The following is a 16,392-nucleotide window of genomic DNA, read 5'->3' on the forward strand; positions in this document are numbered from 1 at the left end:
TCGCCGCGCCACCCGGTCTCTCCACTGTACGCGCGTCGCATGCCCGCCGCGCGTACCGACATGCCGTCAGTCCGTCGCCACGGCGTCGAGCACCGGCACCTTGAGCGCGCGTCGCGCCGGCGGCAGCGCGGCCACGACGCCCACGAGGATCGACGCGGCGAGGAACACGCCCAGCTGCCCCCACGGGATCGACAACCGTTCCAAGCCGTTCGACGCGTACACCTCGCGGATCACCGCGCCCGCCGCCACGCCCGTCACGACGCCGAGCAGCGTGCCGAGCACGGCGATCAGCGACGCCTCGATCGCGAGCATGCCGCGCACCTGTCCGCGCGACGTGCCGATCGCGCGCAGCAGGCCGATCTCGCGCGTGCGTTCCGACACGCTCAGGGCGAGCGTGTTCACGATGCCGAACACGGCGATGACGATCGACAGGGCGAGCAGCGCGTACAGGATGATGAGGATCTGGTCGACCATCGTCGACATCGTCGATTTGAATTCGTCGCGGTCCTGCACGGTGATCACGTAGAACGGTTTGACCGCCTTGACGAGACGCCGCTTCACGGCGGCCGTGTCGGCGTGCGCGTCCGCGTTGATGAACAGCATGATCGTGAACATCGTGTTCTCGTTGTTGATCCGCTCCGCCCGCTCGTCGTTCATCAGCACCATCGACCGGTAGACGGAGTTCTCGATGATCGCGCCGACCTTCACCTTCACATGCGTGGTCTCGGTGGTCGTGCGCACCAGCGTCGACGGGTCGACCGGCTGCGCCTGCCCGGCCATCAGCTTCGCCTGGTAGTCGGCCTGCGCCTTCGCGGTCGCCTCCTCGTCGACGACGACGCGCCGGCCGTTGACCTGCACCGTGTCGCCGACCTTCCAGCCGTTGTCCTGCGCGACGGAAAGCCCGACGACGAGATCGCCGGCCCTGAGCGCCCGGTCCGCGTCGCCCGAGTTCGCGACGGGCGCGAACACCTTCGAGAACAGGGACGGCTGTTCGGCGAACGTCATCGCCTGCGCCGCGTCGTCGCCGGACCCGTAGGTGACGCCCATGAGCATGCGGCTCTGCGAGACGGAGGCGACGCCCTTCGTCTTCCTGATCGCCGCGACCGCCTCGTCGGGGATGCGTCCGGAGGACGCGCTCATTGCGGTGAAATCGGATTTGAGGCCCGTGTCGACGATGCCGGCGACCGACGCCTTCGCCGACGAGGCGACCACGCCGAGGCAGCTGACGATCGCGACGCCGACGAACAGGGCGGCCGCCGTGTTCGCCGTGCGCCGCTTCTGCCGCGTCAGATTGCGCGCGGCGAGACGGCCCGTCACCGGGAACACGTGCGCGGGGAGCCAGCCGAGCACGACGCCGGCCGGTCCGACCAGCGCCGGAGCGACTACGATCACGCCGACGACGATGAGCGCCGCGCCCACGCCGAGCGGCCAGCCGACGCCCAACCGCGACGCCAGACCGTTGAGGAACGCGACCGGCGTCGGATCGCCGGCGTCGCCCGCCGCGGCGATCCGATGGCAGAAGACCCAGCATGCGGCGCCGAGCGCAATCATCGCCGTTCCCGCGACGCCACGCGGCAGGACCGGCTTCTCCGGGTTCACGGTCTCGTTCATCGCCTGGATGGGCGGCGCGGTCGCGGCCCGTCGCGCCGGCAGCGCCGCGCCGACCAGCGTGACCGCGACGCCGACGATGAGGCCTATGAGCATGTCCGCGGGACCCGGGTCGGCGGCGCCGGTCATCGGCGTGCCCTCCTGCGCGAGACCGAACACGATGAGCCGCACCATGCCCCAGCCGAGCGCGATGCCCGCGCCCGAACCGATGAGGCCGAGCAGCAGCGCCTGCACGATCACCGTGGAGAACACCTGCGCGGGGGAGGCGCCCACCGAGCGCAGCAGCGCGTAGCCGCGCATCGATTCGCGCACGATCATCGAGAACGTGTTCGCGATGATGAACGAGCCGACGAACAGGGCGATGACGCCGAAGATGAGGATCAGCGGCTGGATGAAGCCCAACTGGTCCTTGATGGCCTGCGAGTATTCGTCGCGCAGTTGGTCGCCGGTGATCGCCGTCGCCTTCGCGTCCTTCGGCAGCGCGCGGTCGATGCGCCTGGCGAGCTCCCGCTGCCGCGCGTCGTCGAGGGGCGCGCCGCCGTCGGCGGACCCGTACACGCCGATGTACTGGGTGACGCCGATCTCGCCGGTCTGCTCCTGGCTGAGCTCCTTGGCGACCGACGGGGCGAGACCGATGATGATTGCGCCCGCCTGCGAGACGTCCGTGTCGAAGACGCCGACCACCTTCACGTCCTCCGGACCGGACGGGTAGACGAGCTTCGTCGTGTCGCCCACCGTGAGCCCCGCGGTCTCGGCGGCGAACGCGTGCAGGGCGATCTCATGCCGGTCCTTCGCCCAACGTCCCTCGGTCAGGTGGGCGGAGCGCCACGTGCCCCGCTCCAGGCCGATGCCCATCGTCGGCGAACCCATCGTGGAGACCGCGTTGCCGTCCTTGGCGACGAGCACGAGCGAACCGGACACGGAGTAGGTGACCACGGCGGATTCCACGCCTGTCACCTTGGCGACGTCGTCCGTCAGGGACACGTCGATGTCGTTGTAGGTCTTGAGCGATGAGGACGAGCCGGAGCCGGAGCTCGCTCCCGCCGTCATGGCGTCGTCCTTCTTCTCCTTGACGCCGCGCACGTACACGTCGGCGTCGGTGTTCGAGCCGAGCATCTGGTCGACCTGGTCGTTCATCATCGCGCGGAACGCGAACGAGCCGACCACGAACGACACGCCCAACGCGATCGCGATGATCGACATGACGAACCGCGGCAGATGCGCCCGCGCGTCACGCAACCCGATCCGGATCATGCGCCCGCCTCCTGCCCCCGCTCCTCATCGCCTTCGGTCGCGAACTCGGCGAGGATCTCCTCATAGGTCGGGTGCTTGAGGTCGCGGGTGATGCGCCCGTCGGCGAGCACGAGCACACGGTCCGCGTAGGAGGCGGCGCGCGGGTCGTGCGTCACCATGACGATCGTCTGCCCGTATGCGCGCACCGAATCCTTGAGGAACCCGAGCACCTCGCGGCTGGAGCGCGAATCGAGGTTGCCGGTCGGCTCGTCCGCGAAGATCACGGAGGGGCGGGCCATGATCGCACGCGCGCAGGCGACGCGCTGCTGCTGGCCGCCGGACAATTGGCTCGGCCGGTGCTTGAGGCGCGGGCGCAATCCCACCACGTCGACGACCTTGTCGAACCATGCGCGGTCGATGGGCCGCTTCGCGATCTGCAGCGGCAGGAGGATGTTCTCCTCGGCGGTGAGCGTGGGCACGAGGTTGAACGACTGGAAGATGAAGCCGATCTGGTCGCGGCGCAGTCTCGTCAACTGGCGCTGGCCCATCGACGAGACCTCCAGCCCCTCGACGAGCACACGGCCCGAGGTGGGCGTGTCGAGACCGGCCATCATGTGCATGAGCGTGGACTTGCCGGAGCCGGACGGACCCATGATCGCGGTCATCTCGCCGCGCGTGAACGAGACGTCCACATGGTCGAGGGCGGTGACGCGCGCGTCCGCGTCGCCGTACGTCTTCGTCAGGTCGATGGCCTGCGCCACGACCTCCCCGCCGCCGTCCGAGGCGCGCGTCGCCGCCCCCGTGGCCGGCGCGGCGTCGGATCGCATCCCGCCCCGCCGTCCGTCGTTCTTCCGGTCGCCGTTCCTCCGTGCCGCATGTCGTGCCATCGCCGCCCCATTCCCGTCTATCGCGAACGGTTATAGTCTATCGGAGAACGGCATGGAGGAAAGGGACGGCATGCGCTTCGACGACCGGCTGGGGGAGTTCCTCGGATATCTGAAGGCGAACCGCGGGCTGAGCGCGAACACGCTCAAGGCGTACGGCGCGGATGTGGGGGAGTGCCTGCATGTTCTGGAGCTGCGCGGCGTCGAGGATCTGAACGAGGTGACGCCCGACGACCTGCGCGCGTGGATGGCGCACGGGTCGCGCTCGCACGCGCGTTCCAGCATGGCGCGCAAGACCGTCGCCGTGCGCCGGTTCTTCTCGTGGGCGCACGCGCATGGCGTGACCGCGGCCGATCCGGCCGCCATGCTGATGACGCCGAAGATCCCGAGCACGTTGCCCGCCGTGCTCACCGAGGCGCAGGCGGAACGGCTCATGGACGAGGCCGAGGAACGGACGCACGGCGGTATGGGAGACGGGGCGTCGGGCGGGCGTACGTCCCGGCATGGCGATGACGGGGGTCTCGCCGCGGCGATGCGGCTACGCGACGCGGCGATCCTCGAACTGCTGTACGCGACCGGCATCCGCGTGGCCGAACTCGTCGGACTCGACCTGGAGGACGTGGATTTCTCGAACCGCACCGTCAGGGTCACCGGCAAGGGGAACAAGCAGCGGGTCGTGCCGTTCGGGCTTCCCGCGTCGCGCGCGCTGGAGGCGTGGATCGCGCGCGGGCGGCCGGCGGTCGTCTCGAAGGCCGCGGCGCGCGGCGGCCATGACGCGCGTGGCGCGCGCGACGTCGGGACGCCGTCCGTTCGCGCAGGGCGAACGGAACGGCGTCCCGACGCGCTGTTCCTCGGCGCGCGCGGCGGGCGCCTCGACCAGCGCGTCGCGCGCGGCGTCGTCCACGCCGAATCGCGTCGCGCCGGCGTGCCGGACATCTCCCCGCACGCGCTGCGCCATTCCGCCGCCACGCACCTGCTCGACGGTGGAGCGGACCTTCGTGAGGTGCAGGAGATGCTCGGACACGCCTCGCTGAAGACGACGCAGCGCTACACGCACGTCTCCATCGAACAGCTCAAGGCGCGGTACGAGCAGGCGTTCCCGCGCGCGTGAGCCGCGGCCGATGATGTCCGCAATGTGGAATCGACGCGGCGTCAACGCCGTTCCCAGTGAATTCAGGGGTGAATCGGCAGAAAACATCAAGACCGTTCACCGAATTTTCGCAATTCGGTAACACAACGTCTCCGACCTGCGGCACAATGGGACGCGATCAGCAAGGGGGTTGGCTGGCCGACGATACGGCCTCCCAACCCTCTTCGCTTGGCAGGGCGCGGAACCCCCGCGCCCGGATGAAACAGGAGAATATCCATATGAAGAAGAAAGCCTTCGCGATCGCCGCGGCCGTGTGCGCCGTCGCGACCATGCTGGGCGGCTGCGGCTCTTCGAACAGCGCCAGCACCGCCGCTTCGGGCAACATCATCACCGCGTACAATTCCGAGCCGCAGAACCCGCTCATCCCGGGCAACACCAACGAGACCGGCGGCGGCAAGCCGGGCGACCTGCTGTTCGCCCGCCTCGTGTCCTTCGACGCGAAGGGCAACGCCTCCAACGAAGTGGCCGAGTCCATCACCCCGAACGACGACGCCACCCAGTACACCATCAAGATCAAGGACGGCTGGAAGTTCACCGACGGCACCCCGGTGACCGCCGAGTCCTTCACCAAGGCCTGGAGCTACGTGGCGAACGCGAAGAACGCCCAGAAGTGCTCCTCCTTCTTCTCCACCATCGCCGGCTTCGAGGACCTGCAGAAGGACGGTCTGAAGGGCACCGAGCAGCTCTCCGGCCTCAAGGTCGTCGACGACCACACCTTCACCGTCGCCATGTCCCAGCCGGACGCCACCTTCCCGATCAAGGTCGGCTACCTGGCGTTCGCCCCGCTGCCGGAGTCCTTCTACAAGGATCCGAAGGCCTTCGGCCAGGCCCCGGTCGGCAACGGCCCGTACAAGTTCAAGTCCTGGGACCACAACAAGGAGATCCAGCTCGTCAAGAACCCCGACTACAAGGGCAATGACGTGCCGAAGAACGACGGCATCACCTTCAAGGTGTACACCGACGACGACTCCGCCTACGCGGACGTCCAGGCCGGCAACCTCGACGTGATGGAGACCGTCCCGGCCTCCGCCACCAAGACCTTCCAGAAGAACCCGAAGGTCCAGGCCTACAACAAGGCCGGCTCCCTCTCCCAGACGTTCACCATCCCGTCCAACCTCGAGCACTTCCAGACCAACACCAAGGAAGGCCAGCTGCGTCGTCAGGCCATCTCCATGGCCATCAACCGCCAGCAGCTCGTCGACAAGGTCCTCGGCGGCGTCGGCACGCCGGCCAAGGACTTCACCTCCCCGCTGACCCCGGGCTACTCCAGCAGCCTCAAGGGCGAGGAGAACCTCGAGTTCAACGCCTCCAAGGCCAAGGAGCTGTGGGCCCAGGCCGACGCCATCTCCAAGTACGACGGCCAGCTCACCTTCGCCTACAACGCCGACGGCGGCGCCAAGCCGATCTACGACGCCATCGTCAACCAGCTGAAGAACAACCTGGGCATCGACGCGGCCACCAACCCGATGCCGACCTTCCAGGAGTTCCGCGACGCGGTCACCAACCGCCAGATCAAGGGCGCCTTCCGCACCGGCTGGCAGCCGGACTACCCGTCCGCCGAGAACTACCTGTTCCAGCTGTACTCCTCCAAGGCCGCCGACGGCAACGGCTCCAACGACGGCGACTACAAGAACGCCGAGTTCGACAAGCTGATGGACGAGGCCTATGCCGCCAAGTCCACCGAGGCCGCCAACAAGATCTACCAGCAGTCCCAGGAGATCCTGCTCAACGACCTGCCGGCCATCCCGCTGTACTACAGCAACGCCAACGGCGTGGCCGCCACCACGGTCAAGGGCTTCGAGATGAACTGGCAGAACCTGCCGGTCTACGAGGAGCTGACCAAGTGAGCCTGACGCTCGCCTGATCCGGTCCCTTGCGATCGAGACGACAGGGGCGGAACCCATCCGGGTTCCGCCCCTGTCGTTTTCCCTTGATTCACCGTTGTGAAACATTCGTGTCGTCCCGTGGGGTAAACTTACGGGGTACTGAGCGACCGGCCGGGCGCTTTGGCGCGCCCTCGACACGATGCCGCGCCGGGGCGGACGAGGCCGGTCCGTGACACAAGGAGAAACCGATGGGCAAATATCTTCTGCGCCGTATCCTGCAGATGATCCCCGTGGTTCTCGGTGCGACGCTGCTGGTCTATGCGCTCGTCTTCGCGCTGCCGGGTGATCCGGTCAAGGCGATGTTCGGCGACAAGCCGGTCAACGAAGCGGTCGCCGCCCAGATCCGCGCCGAATACAACCTCGACAAACCATTCATCATCCAGTACCTGCTGTTCCTGAAGAACGCGTTCACGCTGGACTTCGGCAACACGTTCGCCGGGCAGCCGGTCATCGACGAGATCGGGCGCGCGTTCCCGGTCACCATCAAGCTGGCGGTCATGGCGTTCGTCTTCGAGGCGCTCTTCGGCGTGGTGCTCGGCATCGTCTCCGGCCTGAAGAAGGGCAAGTGGTACGACTCGGTCATCCTGATCGTCTCCCTGCTGCTCATCTCCGTGCCGACGTTCGTCACCGGCTTCGTCGGCCAGTACTTCCTCGGCGTCAAGTGGAGCCTCATCCCCGTGACGGCCAGCGCGAACCCGACGTTCACCGAACTGCTCTTCCCCGCGATGGTGCTGGGATCGGTCTCGATGGCGTACATCATCCGCCTCACCCGTTCCGAGATCTCCTCGAACATCGCCCAGGACTACGTGCGCACCGCGCGCGCCAAGGGCATGTCGAACAAGTCGGTGATGGCGCGCCACGTGCTGCGCAACTCGCTCATCCCCGTCGTCACCTACCTCGGCCAGGATCTCGGCGCGCTCATGGGCGGCGCCATGATCACCGAGCAGATCTTCAACATCCACGGCGTCGGCTTCCTCACCTACCAGAGCATCCTCAAGGGCGAAGGCAACCTCGTCGTCTCCATCGTCACGCTGCTGCTGCTCGTGTTCGTGATCTGCAACCTGATCGTCGACCTGCTGTACGCGGCGCTCGACCCGCGCATCCGCTACGAGTGACGAGGGAGGAAAGGACATCATGACCGACGAAACCAAGATCCCCGCATACGAGCCGCTGCCCGGACAGGAGCGCTACGTCGCCCCGATCGACGAGACCCCGCTCCAGGCCGTCGACAAGGTCGACGAATCCGCCCCCGCCACGAGCATGTGGGCCGACGCGTGGCGCACGCTGCGCAAGAACCCGCTGTTCATCGTCTCCGGCGTGCTCATCGTCATCATCGTCTTCGTCGCCCTGTTCCCGGGCGTCATCACGAAGATCGACCCGAACTACTGCGACCTCGACAACTCGCTCGAACCCGCCGAGGCCGGCCATCCGTTCGGCTACGACTTCCAGGGCTGCGACGTGTTCGCCCGCACCGTGTACGGCACCCGCACCTCGCTGTCCGTGGGCATCCTGACCACGCTGATCGTCGTAGCCATCGGCACGCTCATCGGCGCCGTCGCCGGCTTCTGCGGCGGCTGGGTCGACGCGCTGCTGAGCCGCATCATCGACATCTTCTACTCGATCCCGTTCCTGCTGGGCGCCATCGTCGTGCTGCAGATGTTCCGCACCTCCAGCTCCATCTGGAAGGTCGTGCTCGTGCTCGCCCTGTTCGGCTGGGTGTCGACCGCCCGCATCGCCCGCGGCTCGGTGATGGAGGCGAAGAACCTCGAGTTCAACACCGCGTCCACCGCGCTCGGCTCCACGCCGATGAGGAACCTGTTCCGCCACATCATCCCGAACGCGCTCGCCCCGATCATCGTCATCGGCACCACGTCACTCGGCTCCTACATCGTGTCCGAGGCGACGCTGAGCTTCCTCGGCGTCGGCCTGCCGACCACGACCGTCAGCTGGGGCGGCGACATCTCGCAGGCGCAGGTCAACCTGATGACCAACCCGATGGTGCTGTTCTACCCGTCCATGGCGCTGGCCATCACCGTGCTGAGCTTCATCATGATGGGCGACGCCGTCAAGGACGCCCTCGATCCGAAGAGCCGCACGGCCTGAGTGTGAGGTAGGAAGACAAATGGAAAACACGAACGATGCCAAGATCGTCGAGATGCAGAAGGCCCACGGCCCGCTGCTCGAGGTGAAGAACCTCGCCATCGACTTCACCACCGACGACAAGCGCGCCGTGCACGCCGTGCGCAACGCGTCCTTCTCCGTCTACCCCGGCCAGTGGGTGGCCATCGTCGGCGAATCCGGCTCCGGCAAGTCCACGTCCGCCATGGCCGTGCTCGGCCTGCTGCCCGGCACCGGCCACGTGGTCGGCGGCTCCATCAAGCTCGACGGCCAGGAGCTCACCGGCCTGAAGCCGAAGGACTTCGACAAGCTGCGCGGCGACAAGATGGGCCTCGTCCCGCAGGACCCGATGAGCAACCTCAACCCGGTGTACCGCATCGGCACGCAGGTCAAGGAGGCGCTCACCGCCAACAACATGGACGTGGCGCACGAGAAGCGCTCCGCCCTCGCCAAGGCCCTGGCCGGCGAGGAGGCGGACGTCGAGCTCAAGGGCAACGACGACGAGACGTTCATCGGCTCCGCCGAGCTGCCCGCCCTGCTCGACGCCGCCAAGGCCGCGCTGGCCGAGGCCGGCGTCGGCGACGAGGCGGCCGCCAGGTCCATGGAGTACTTCAAGGGCGAGTGGGTGCCCGGCTCCGAGACCCGTTGGCGCGTCGCCGACGACCTCATCAAGGCCGGCGTCTCCGACGACAAGGCGTGGACGATCGCCAAGGCGCACGTCACCGGCTCCACCGTGGACGACCGCATCGCAGGCCTGCTCTCCGAGGCCGGCCTGCCCGACGCGGCCACCCGCGCCCGCCAGTACCCGCACGAGTTCTCCGGCGGCATGCGCCAGCGCGCGCTCATCGCCATCGGCCTCGCCTGCCGCCCCGACCTGCTCATCGCCGACGAGCCGACCTCCGCGCTCGACGTGACCGTGCAGAAGAAGATCCTCGACCACCTGCACATGCTCACCGACTCGCTCGGAACCGCCGTGCTGTTCATCACCCACGATCTGGGCCTCGCCGCCGAGCGCGCCCAGCACATCGTCGTGATGTACAAGGGCCAGGTCGTCGAATCCGGCCCGTCGCTCGAAGTGCTCCAGCACCCGCAGCACCCGTACACGAAGCGTCTGGTCGCGGCCGCCCCGTCGCTCGCCTCCCAGCGCATCATCTCCGCGCACGAGCGCGGCGAGGACGCGGACGCGCTGCTCGAACACCACGTCGTCGGCGAGGAGAAGCTCGAGAAGAGCGAGAACGTGATCGTCGTCGACCATCTGACCAAGGAGTTCAAGCTCCCGCGCAAGAAGGAGATGTTCAAGGCCGTCGACGACGTGTCCTTCTCCGTCAAGCGCGGCTCCACGCTCGCCATCGTGGGCGAATCCGGCTCCGGCAAGTCCACCGTGGCGAACATGGTCCTGAAGCTCCTGACGCCCACCTCCGGCAAGGCGCTCTACGAAGGCAAGGACATCGCGGGCCTGACGGGCAAGGAGCTCCTGGAGTTCCGCCGCCACGTGCAGCCGGTGTTCCAGAACCCGTACGGATCGCTCGACCCGATGTACTCGATCTACCGTTCCATCGAGGAGCCGCTGCGCATCCACGGCATCGGCGACAAGACCAGCCGCGCCAAGCGCGTGCGCGAACTGCTCGACATGGTCGAACTGCCCGAATCCGTGATGACCCGCTACCCGAACGAGCTGTCCGGCGGCCAGCGCCAGCGCATCGCCATCGCGCGAGCCATGGCCCTGAACCCGGACGTGATCGTGTGCGACGAGGCGGTCTCCGCCCTCGACGTGCTCGTGCAGGACCAAGTGCTGCGCCTGCTCAACGACCTGCAGGCCGAGAAGGGCCTCAGCTACCTGTTCATCACCCACGATCTGGCCGTCGTCCGCCAGATCGCCGACGAGGTCGTGGTGATGCAGCATGGCCGACTGGTCGAGCACGCCACCACCGACGAGGTGTTCAACCACCCGAAGATGCAGTACACCCGCGACCTGCTCGACGCCATCCCCGGCGGCAAGCTCCAGCTCGGTCTCGACTGATTCCACCATCCCCTAGGCCCCCTCCGACGAGGGGGCTCCCGGCGAAGCCGGGTGGGGGAGAGACCGGGAACGCGCGAAGGCTCCCTCTCCATGCGAGAGGGAGCCTTCGTCATACTTGCCCGTATAGTGAACCGCATGATCTCCATCACGACATCGAACATGAACGGCATCCGCGCGGCGAAACGCAAGGGCGTGGAGGAGTGGGTGCGGCGCAACACTCCCGACGTGTGGTGCATGCAGGAGGTGCGCGCCCCGCAGGCCGAGCTCGATCCGATCCTCGACGGCCTCGCCGCCGACTACGCGGAGGCGGGCCGCATCGAAGGCCCGGCCGCGCTGCACCGCGTCAACGAGGTGTGCCGCGTCAAGGGCCGCGCCGGCGTCGCCCTGCTCTCCGACCTCGAGGTGACGGACACGCGCCACGGCCTGCCCGGTCTCGACGAGGACGTCGATTCGGGCCGTTGGATCGAGGCGGACGTCACCACCCCGCAGGGCTATTCGATCACCGTCGCATGCGTGTACGTGCACGCCGGCAACGCCGACGACGAGACGAAGATGGCGCAGAAGTTCCGTTTCCTCGACGCCATGCTCGCACGCATGGGCGAACTGCGCGACGAGGCGGCCAGGGGCGGACGGCAGGCCGTGCTGTGCGGCGACTTCAACATCGCGCACACGCCGCTCGACATCAAGAACGCCAAGGGCAACGTGAAGCACGCCGGCTTCCTGCCCGAGGAGCGCGCCTACGTGGACCGCTGGCTCGACGAGTACGAGTTCGTCGACGTGATGCGCGACCTCGCCGGCGACATCCAAGGCCCGTACACGTGGTGGAGCCAGCGCGGCCGCGCCTTCGACAACAACGTCGGCTGGCGTCTCGACTACCAGTTCGCCACGCCGGAGCTCGCCGAGACCGCGCGCGGGTTCGTGATCGACAAGGCGCCCACCTACGACCTGCGCTGGTCCGACCACGCGCCCCTCACCATCCGCTACGACGTGTGACCTCCGGGCAGCCGAAGGTGTTAGGCTTAACAGGGTCGCAATCGTAAGCAACCGTAAGAACGCAACGAAACGAGGAACCATGGGACTGTTCGGATTCGGCAAGAAGAAGGACAAGGCCGAAAAGGCCGCAGTCGAGACCGAGGACGAGGACGCGAAGGCCGCCGCGGCCGCGAACGCCGCCGCCAAGGCCGACAGCGAGACCGCCGAGGAGACCGCCGCCGCGGCGCTGCCGGAGGCGAGCAGCGAATACGTGGGTCGCGGCGAGGAACGCGGCCCGTGGGACGTGGACGACGAGGACGTGCCCGACTACGACGACTACCTCGACCTCGGCGCCTACTATCTGCCGTTCATGCAGCACATCGAGCTGCGCATCAAGGCGAACCGCGCCACCCGCGCCATCCTCGGCTCCACCATCACCTACAAGAACTCCAGCCTTGAGATCGAGGCGTACGCCGCGCCGAAGACGCTCGGTCTGTGGGAGGATTGGCGCGACGACTTCCTCGCCGCCAACAAGAAGGCCTCCGCCGTCGAAGGCGTGTTCGGCACCGAGCTGCGCCTGCCCGTCGAGATCAAGGGCGGCAAGACCCTCACCACGCGCATCGTCGGCGTGGACGGCCCCCGCTGGATGCTGCGCGGCATCTTCTCCGGCGTGGCCGCCACCGACCCGGACGCCGAGGAGACCGAGGCGCTGAACCGCTTCTTCTCGGAGATCGTCGTCGAACGCGGCGAGGAGCCGCTCGCCCCGCGCGACCTCATCCCCATGCATCCGCCGGTCGGCCCGGCCGAGCGCAAGGCCGCGAAGGCCGCCGCCGAGGGCGACGGCGTGGACGAGACGCAGGGCAAGGAGCACCTGAAGGACGTGCCCACCCGCCCGGACGGCCCGTTGAGCCAGGACCAGCAGACGGAAGTCAAGACCACGCTCTCGCGCGGCCCGATGTTCTCCGAAGTCCGCTGACGTGAGCGCATCCAAGCGATCCACGCAACGCGGCCGCACCGGTCTCGGCGCACTCGCCGGGGCCGGTGACCATGCGGATGGCGGCGCGGGGGAGGACTTCTCCGTCATCGAGGCGATCGGCGGCCCGCGCGGCGTCGTCGAATCGATGCTGCCCGGCGTCGTGTTCGTCGTCCTGTTCATCGCGACGAACGACCTGAACCTCACCATCGGCGTATCCGCCGCGCTGGCCGTCGTGCAGGTGCTCGCCCGTCTCATCCAACGCCAGTCGGTGATGGGCGCGCTGAGCGGCCTCATCGCCGTGGGCATCTGCCTTGTCTGGGCGTGGAAGAGCCATGAGGCCCGCAACTACTACATGCTCGGCTTCATCACGAACGGCGTGTACGCTGTGCTGCTCGCCGTCTCGCTCGCCGTGCGCGTGCCCGGTCTCGGCCTCGTCATCGAGTTCATCCGCCAGATGCCCACCGAACGGTTCCGCGCATGGTTCCGCGACTGGATGGACGACAAGTCGCTGAAACGCGCGTACATGATCATCACCGCCCTGTGGCTGGGCCTGTTCGCGCTGCGTCTCGCCGTGCAGGTGCCGCTCTACGTGACCGACCATGTGGCCGCGCTCGGCGTGACCCGTCTCGTCATGGGCATCCCGTTCTGGGCGTTGGCCATCTGGGTGAGCTACCTCGTCATCGCGACGCCCCTGCACCGGCACAAGGCCGCCGCGCGCGCCCGCGAAGCGACCGAATAGCCGAGCCAAGCATCGAAGACAGCAGAAGACACCATCGAAAAGGAACCCATGGAAGCCGAAGTCCGCATCGAACGTTATGCCGACCAGGGCCGCTGCGTCGCCCACATCGACGGACGCGTCGTGTTCGTCCGTTTCGCGCTGCCCGGCGAACACGTGCGCATCGCGCTCGACGAGCCGCACGACCGCGACGACCGGTTCTGGACCGGCGAGGTCGTCGAGGTCATCGAACCGAGCGACGACCGTGTCCCGCCCGCATGGCCGCTCGCCGGCCCGCTCGCCATGGGCGGCGGCGTCGGCGGCGCCGACCTCGTGCACGTCTCCCTGCCCGGCCAGCTCAAATGGAAGGCGGTCACCGTCTCCGAACAGCTGAGCCGTCTCGGTCATATCGATGTGGCCGTGCCGATCGAACGCGCGGAAGGCGACGAGGCGCTCGGCGGCTTCCACTGGCGCACGCGCATCGAGATGATCGCCGACGAGGACGGCCGCCCGTCGATGCGCCGCCGCGGCACGCACGTGCGCGTCCCCCTCGACACGATGCCGCTCGCCACGAAGACCCTGCTCGACGTGGCCGGCGAACACCACGTGTGGGACGGCGGCTTCGAACCCGGCTCGCAGATCCGTCTCGCCGTGCCCGAACCGCGCGGCGGCGTCGCCATCCGCGACAACCACTCCGTCCTCGTCGACGGCGAACTGACCGCCGGCTCGCACGTGCTCAACGAGCAGGTCACGGTCGCCGGCACCACGTTCACCTACGAGGTCGACGCGAACGGCTTCTGGCAGGTGCACCGCGAGGCGCCCGTCGCGCTCGCGAACCACGTGATCGACCTGGCCCGCCGCGAACTCGACGGCCGCGACGACGCCGTCATCTGGGACCTCTACTCCGGCTCCGGCCTGTTCACGCTGCCGCTGGCGACGCTCGTCACCGCGCGCACGCGCATGTTCAGCGTCGAGGGCGGCCGTGACGCGGTCAGGAGCCAGCAGCGCAACCTGCGCCGCATGGACCTCGCGGACGTGGACGCGCGCTGCGGCGACGTCGCGCGCACGCTCGCCCACGTTCCTGCGCATCTCGCGAAGCCCGACCTCATCGTGCTCGACCCGCCGCGCGCCGGCGCCCGCGCCAAGGTGTGCCGTCAGATGGCCGAGGCGGGCGCACGCTCCATCATCTACATCGCCTGCGATCCGACGTCGCTCGCCCGCGACACGGGCACGCTGCGCGGACTCGGCTACGAGCTCGCCGACGTGCGCGCCTACGACATCTACCCGATGACCCACCACGTCGAGACGGTCGCCCTGTTCCGCCGCGGAGGGGACGCCGCGTGACGGCGGGCTTCGTCTCGCGGAACGCCGCCGCTTCGGGTGACGGTACCTCTGGCGAGGGTACTTCGGGTACCGCTGGGGTAGAGGATTCCATGACGACGGATGCCGCATCGTCGCTTTTGATGGTCGGGGCGCATGCGTTGCGTCAGACGGCGAGTCGGGCGGCCCGCATCGGTGCCTGCGCCCTGTGCGTCGCGGCCTTGCTCGTGCCGGCGGCATGCGCGCCGAGCGGCACTGCGGTCGGCGACACGCAGGGCCGTTCGCCGTCCATCGCGCATGTCGGCACGGTGCGCGACGACGCGGTGATCGGCGTCGTCGGCTCCGCCACGGCCGCCGCCGATTCGGTGGTGTTGGACGCGCTCGCCGACGCCGGGATTGAGGCCGTGTACGTGTCGGTGAAGGATTCCGGAGCCTCGGGGGTTTCCGATGATTCTGCTGGTTCCGGTTCCGCTGGTTCCGGCTCTTCCTCTTCCGCCGCTGGTTCCGATTCCGGTGATGGCTCCGTCGCTTCCGCCGCCGCGGCCGCCCGCGCCCAGCAGGGCGTGCACGACATGGTCTCGCGCGTCGTGAGCCTCATCATCATCGCCGACATCGACGTCACGGCCGACGCGGACGGCTGGAATTCCGCGCTGCGCGACGCCCGCAATGCCGGCATCCCCGTCGCGTTGCTCTCGCCCGTGCATGCGCCCGCCGACGAGCGCCTCTACGCCGCCACGCTCACCATCAACGACCGCGCCGCCGACGCCACCCCGATCGACGACGCCGCCATGACCATCCTCAACGACGAACCCCACACCCGCCGGATCACCGTCAGCACCGTGAAGTGAGGCAGCGGTAGGGGAACCGCACGGGATGGGGATGAGGCATCGTTCGCATGCCGTTTTTCCCAGTGCAATCTGCCCTTCGGCGTCGGAATCTGCTGTTCGGTGTCGGAACCTGCCACTCAGCGTCGGTTCTCCGCCATGCTTGGCACGGAACCGACGCCGGGCGCCCTCCAAGCGTCTGTTCCATGCCAGCCATGGCATGCTCCCGACGCTGAATCCCCGCTTAGCGTCGTTTCCGTGCCAAGCTTGGCGATCCGACGATGCCCAGACCTCCGCTGATGTCGCTTCCCTGCCATGCGTGGCGCGCTCCCGACGCTGGAAGCCGACTGAGCGTCGGAAGCACGCCACGCACTGGCCCCGAGCGATGCTCAGCCGACTTCAGGGAGTGGCGTCATGCAGCGCATGCTGGAACGATGGTAGAATCCCCGCACCGGATCGGGACGGACCTTTGTCACCATCGCCGCATCGAGCCAAACCGGTGGAACATGCTGCACGACGACTCTTCAATTATGGATTCTTCAACTACGGAGGAGTCTGCTGTCGGGGTCGAATGCGATCCATTGGCCGTCCGGATCCATCGCGACCGTCGGGTGGGGGAATAGTTGGTCGAACAGATCGGCGTGCCGTGCGAGGCGCGTCGTGTTGTCATCCGCGACGACACCTGG

General features: G+C 67.9%; 12 protein-coding genes. 10 read left to right on the forward strand and 2 right to left on the reverse strand.

Going from position 1 to position 16,392, the window contains the following annotated elements:
* Nucleotides 1–66: 66 nt before the first annotated feature.
* The gene (locus tag Uis4E_RS06495) at nucleotides 67–2,862 is read right to left on the reverse strand and encodes an ABC transporter permease (protein WP_101622390.1); all 2,796 of its coding nucleotides are present in this window, start codon (nucleotides 2,860–2,862) and stop codon (nucleotides 67–69) included.
* Entirely contained in the window at nucleotides 2,859–3,668 is an 810-nt protein-coding gene (locus Uis4E_RS06500) for an ABC transporter ATP-binding protein (RefSeq protein WP_101622391.1), read from the reverse strand. Before Uis4E_RS06500 ends, Uis4E_RS06495 begins: the two co-directional genes overlap by 4 nt.
* 112 nt (nucleotides 3,669–3,780) lie before the next feature.
* On the opposite strand from Uis4E_RS06500, the gene Uis4E_RS06505 reads away from it, so the two are divergent.
* The 10 genes from Uis4E_RS06505 to Uis4E_RS06550 all read left to right on the forward strand — a co-directional run bounded on the left by Uis4E_RS06505 (nucleotide 3,781) and on the right by Uis4E_RS06550 (nucleotide 15,730).
* On the forward strand, nucleotides 3,781–4,836 hold the full coding sequence (locus tag Uis4E_RS06505; protein WP_423734922.1) for a tyrosine recombinase XerC: 1,056 nt from the start codon (nucleotides 3,781–3,783) through the stop codon (nucleotides 4,834–4,836).
* A gap of 257 nt (nucleotides 4,837–5,093) precedes the next feature.
* Nucleotides 5,094–6,722 carry a peptide ABC transporter substrate-binding protein gene (locus Uis4E_RS06510; RefSeq protein WP_101622393.1) on the forward strand — a complete coding sequence of 543 codons (1,629 nt, stop codon included), beginning with the start codon at nucleotides 5,094–5,096 and terminating at the stop codon, nucleotides 6,720–6,722.
* A 227-nt stretch (nucleotides 6,723–6,949) separates the two neighbouring features.
* Nucleotides 6,950–7,876 (forward strand): ABC transporter permease, encoded by a 927-nt coding sequence (locus Uis4E_RS06515; RefSeq protein WP_101622394.1) that lies wholly within the window; start codon nucleotides 6,950–6,952, stop codon nucleotides 7,874–7,876.
* Nucleotides 7,877–7,895: 19 nt separating this feature from the next.
* Entirely contained in the window at nucleotides 7,896–8,864 is a 969-nt protein-coding gene (locus tag Uis4E_RS06520) for an ABC transporter permease (protein ID WP_101622395.1), read from the forward strand.
* 19 nt (nucleotides 8,865–8,883) lie between these two features.
* Nucleotides 8,884–10,899 carry a dipeptide ABC transporter ATP-binding protein gene (locus Uis4E_RS06525; RefSeq protein WP_101622396.1) on the forward strand — a complete coding sequence of 672 codons (2,016 nt, stop codon included), beginning with the start codon at nucleotides 8,884–8,886 and terminating at the stop codon, nucleotides 10,897–10,899.
* A gap of 135 nt (nucleotides 10,900–11,034) precedes the next feature.
* Nucleotides 11,035–11,892 carry an exodeoxyribonuclease III gene (locus tag Uis4E_RS06530; protein ID WP_101622397.1) on the forward strand — a complete coding sequence of 286 codons (858 nt, stop codon included), beginning with the start codon at nucleotides 11,035–11,037 and terminating at the stop codon, nucleotides 11,890–11,892.
* A gap of 79 nt (nucleotides 11,893–11,971) precedes the next feature.
* Nucleotides 11,972–12,847, forward strand: coding sequence for a DUF3710 domain-containing protein (locus Uis4E_RS06535; RefSeq protein WP_101622398.1), 876 nt, complete (start codon nucleotides 11,972–11,974; stop codon nucleotides 12,845–12,847).
* A gap of 1 nt (nucleotide 12,848) precedes the next feature.
* On the forward strand, nucleotides 12,849–13,586 hold the full coding sequence (locus Uis4E_RS06540) for a DUF3159 domain-containing protein (RefSeq protein ID WP_101622399.1): 738 nt from the start codon (nucleotides 12,849–12,851) through the stop codon (nucleotides 13,584–13,586).
* A gap of 48 nt (nucleotides 13,587–13,634) precedes the next feature.
* Nucleotides 13,635–14,906 (forward strand): class I SAM-dependent RNA methyltransferase, encoded by a 1,272-nt coding sequence (locus Uis4E_RS06545; protein WP_101622400.1) that lies wholly within the window; start codon nucleotides 13,635–13,637, stop codon nucleotides 14,904–14,906.
* Nucleotides 14,907–14,995: 89 nt separating this feature from the next.
* Nucleotides 14,996–15,730 (forward strand): hypothetical protein, encoded by a 735-nt coding sequence (locus tag Uis4E_RS06550; RefSeq protein WP_243394394.1) that lies wholly within the window; start codon nucleotides 14,996–14,998, stop codon nucleotides 15,728–15,730.
* The last annotated feature ends 662 nt before the right edge of the window (nucleotides 15,731–16,392 follow it).

It is taken from the genome of Bifidobacterium parmae, from assembly GCF_002860365.1.
Classification (GTDB): Bacteria; Actinomycetota; Actinomycetes; order Actinomycetales; family Bifidobacteriaceae; genus Bifidobacterium; species Bifidobacterium parmae.

Bases quoted from the DNA above. Each gene is read 5' to 3' on its own strand.
- Uis4E_RS06495 (WP_101622390.1), bottom strand. From the start codon at position 2,862: ATGATCCGGATCGGGTTGCGTGACGCGCGGGCGCATCTGCCGCGGTTC.
- Uis4E_RS06530 (WP_101622397.1), top strand. From the start codon at position 11,035: ATGATCTCCATCACGACATCGAACATGAACGGCATCCGCGCGGCGAAA.
- Uis4E_RS06510 (WP_101622393.1), top strand. From the start codon at position 5,094: ATGAAGAAGAAAGCCTTCGCGATCGCCGCGGCCGTGTGCGCCGTCGCG.
- Uis4E_RS06505 (WP_423734922.1), top strand. From the start codon at position 3,781: ATGGAGGAAAGGGACGGCATGCGCTTCGACGACCGGCTGGGGGAGTTC.
- Uis4E_RS06515 (WP_101622394.1), top strand. From the start codon at position 6,950: ATGGGCAAATATCTTCTGCGCCGTATCCTGCAGATGATCCCCGTGGTT.
- Uis4E_RS06500 (WP_101622391.1), bottom strand. From the start codon at position 3,668: ATGCGATCCGACGCCGCGCCGGCCACGGGGGCGGCGACGCGCGCCTCG.
- Uis4E_RS06545 (WP_101622400.1), top strand. From the start codon at position 13,635: ATGGAAGCCGAAGTCCGCATCGAACGTTATGCCGACCAGGGCCGCTGC.
- Uis4E_RS06520 (WP_101622395.1), top strand. From the start codon at position 7,896: ATGACCGACGAAACCAAGATCCCCGCATACGAGCCGCTGCCCGGACAG.
- Uis4E_RS06525 (WP_101622396.1), top strand. From the start codon at position 8,884: ATGGAAAACACGAACGATGCCAAGATCGTCGAGATGCAGAAGGCCCAC.
- Uis4E_RS06535 (WP_101622398.1), top strand. From the start codon at position 11,972: ATGGGACTGTTCGGATTCGGCAAGAAGAAGGACAAGGCCGAAAAGGCC.
- Uis4E_RS06550 (WP_243394394.1), top strand. From the start codon at position 14,996: ATGACGACGGATGCCGCATCGTCGCTTTTGATGGTCGGGGCGCATGCG.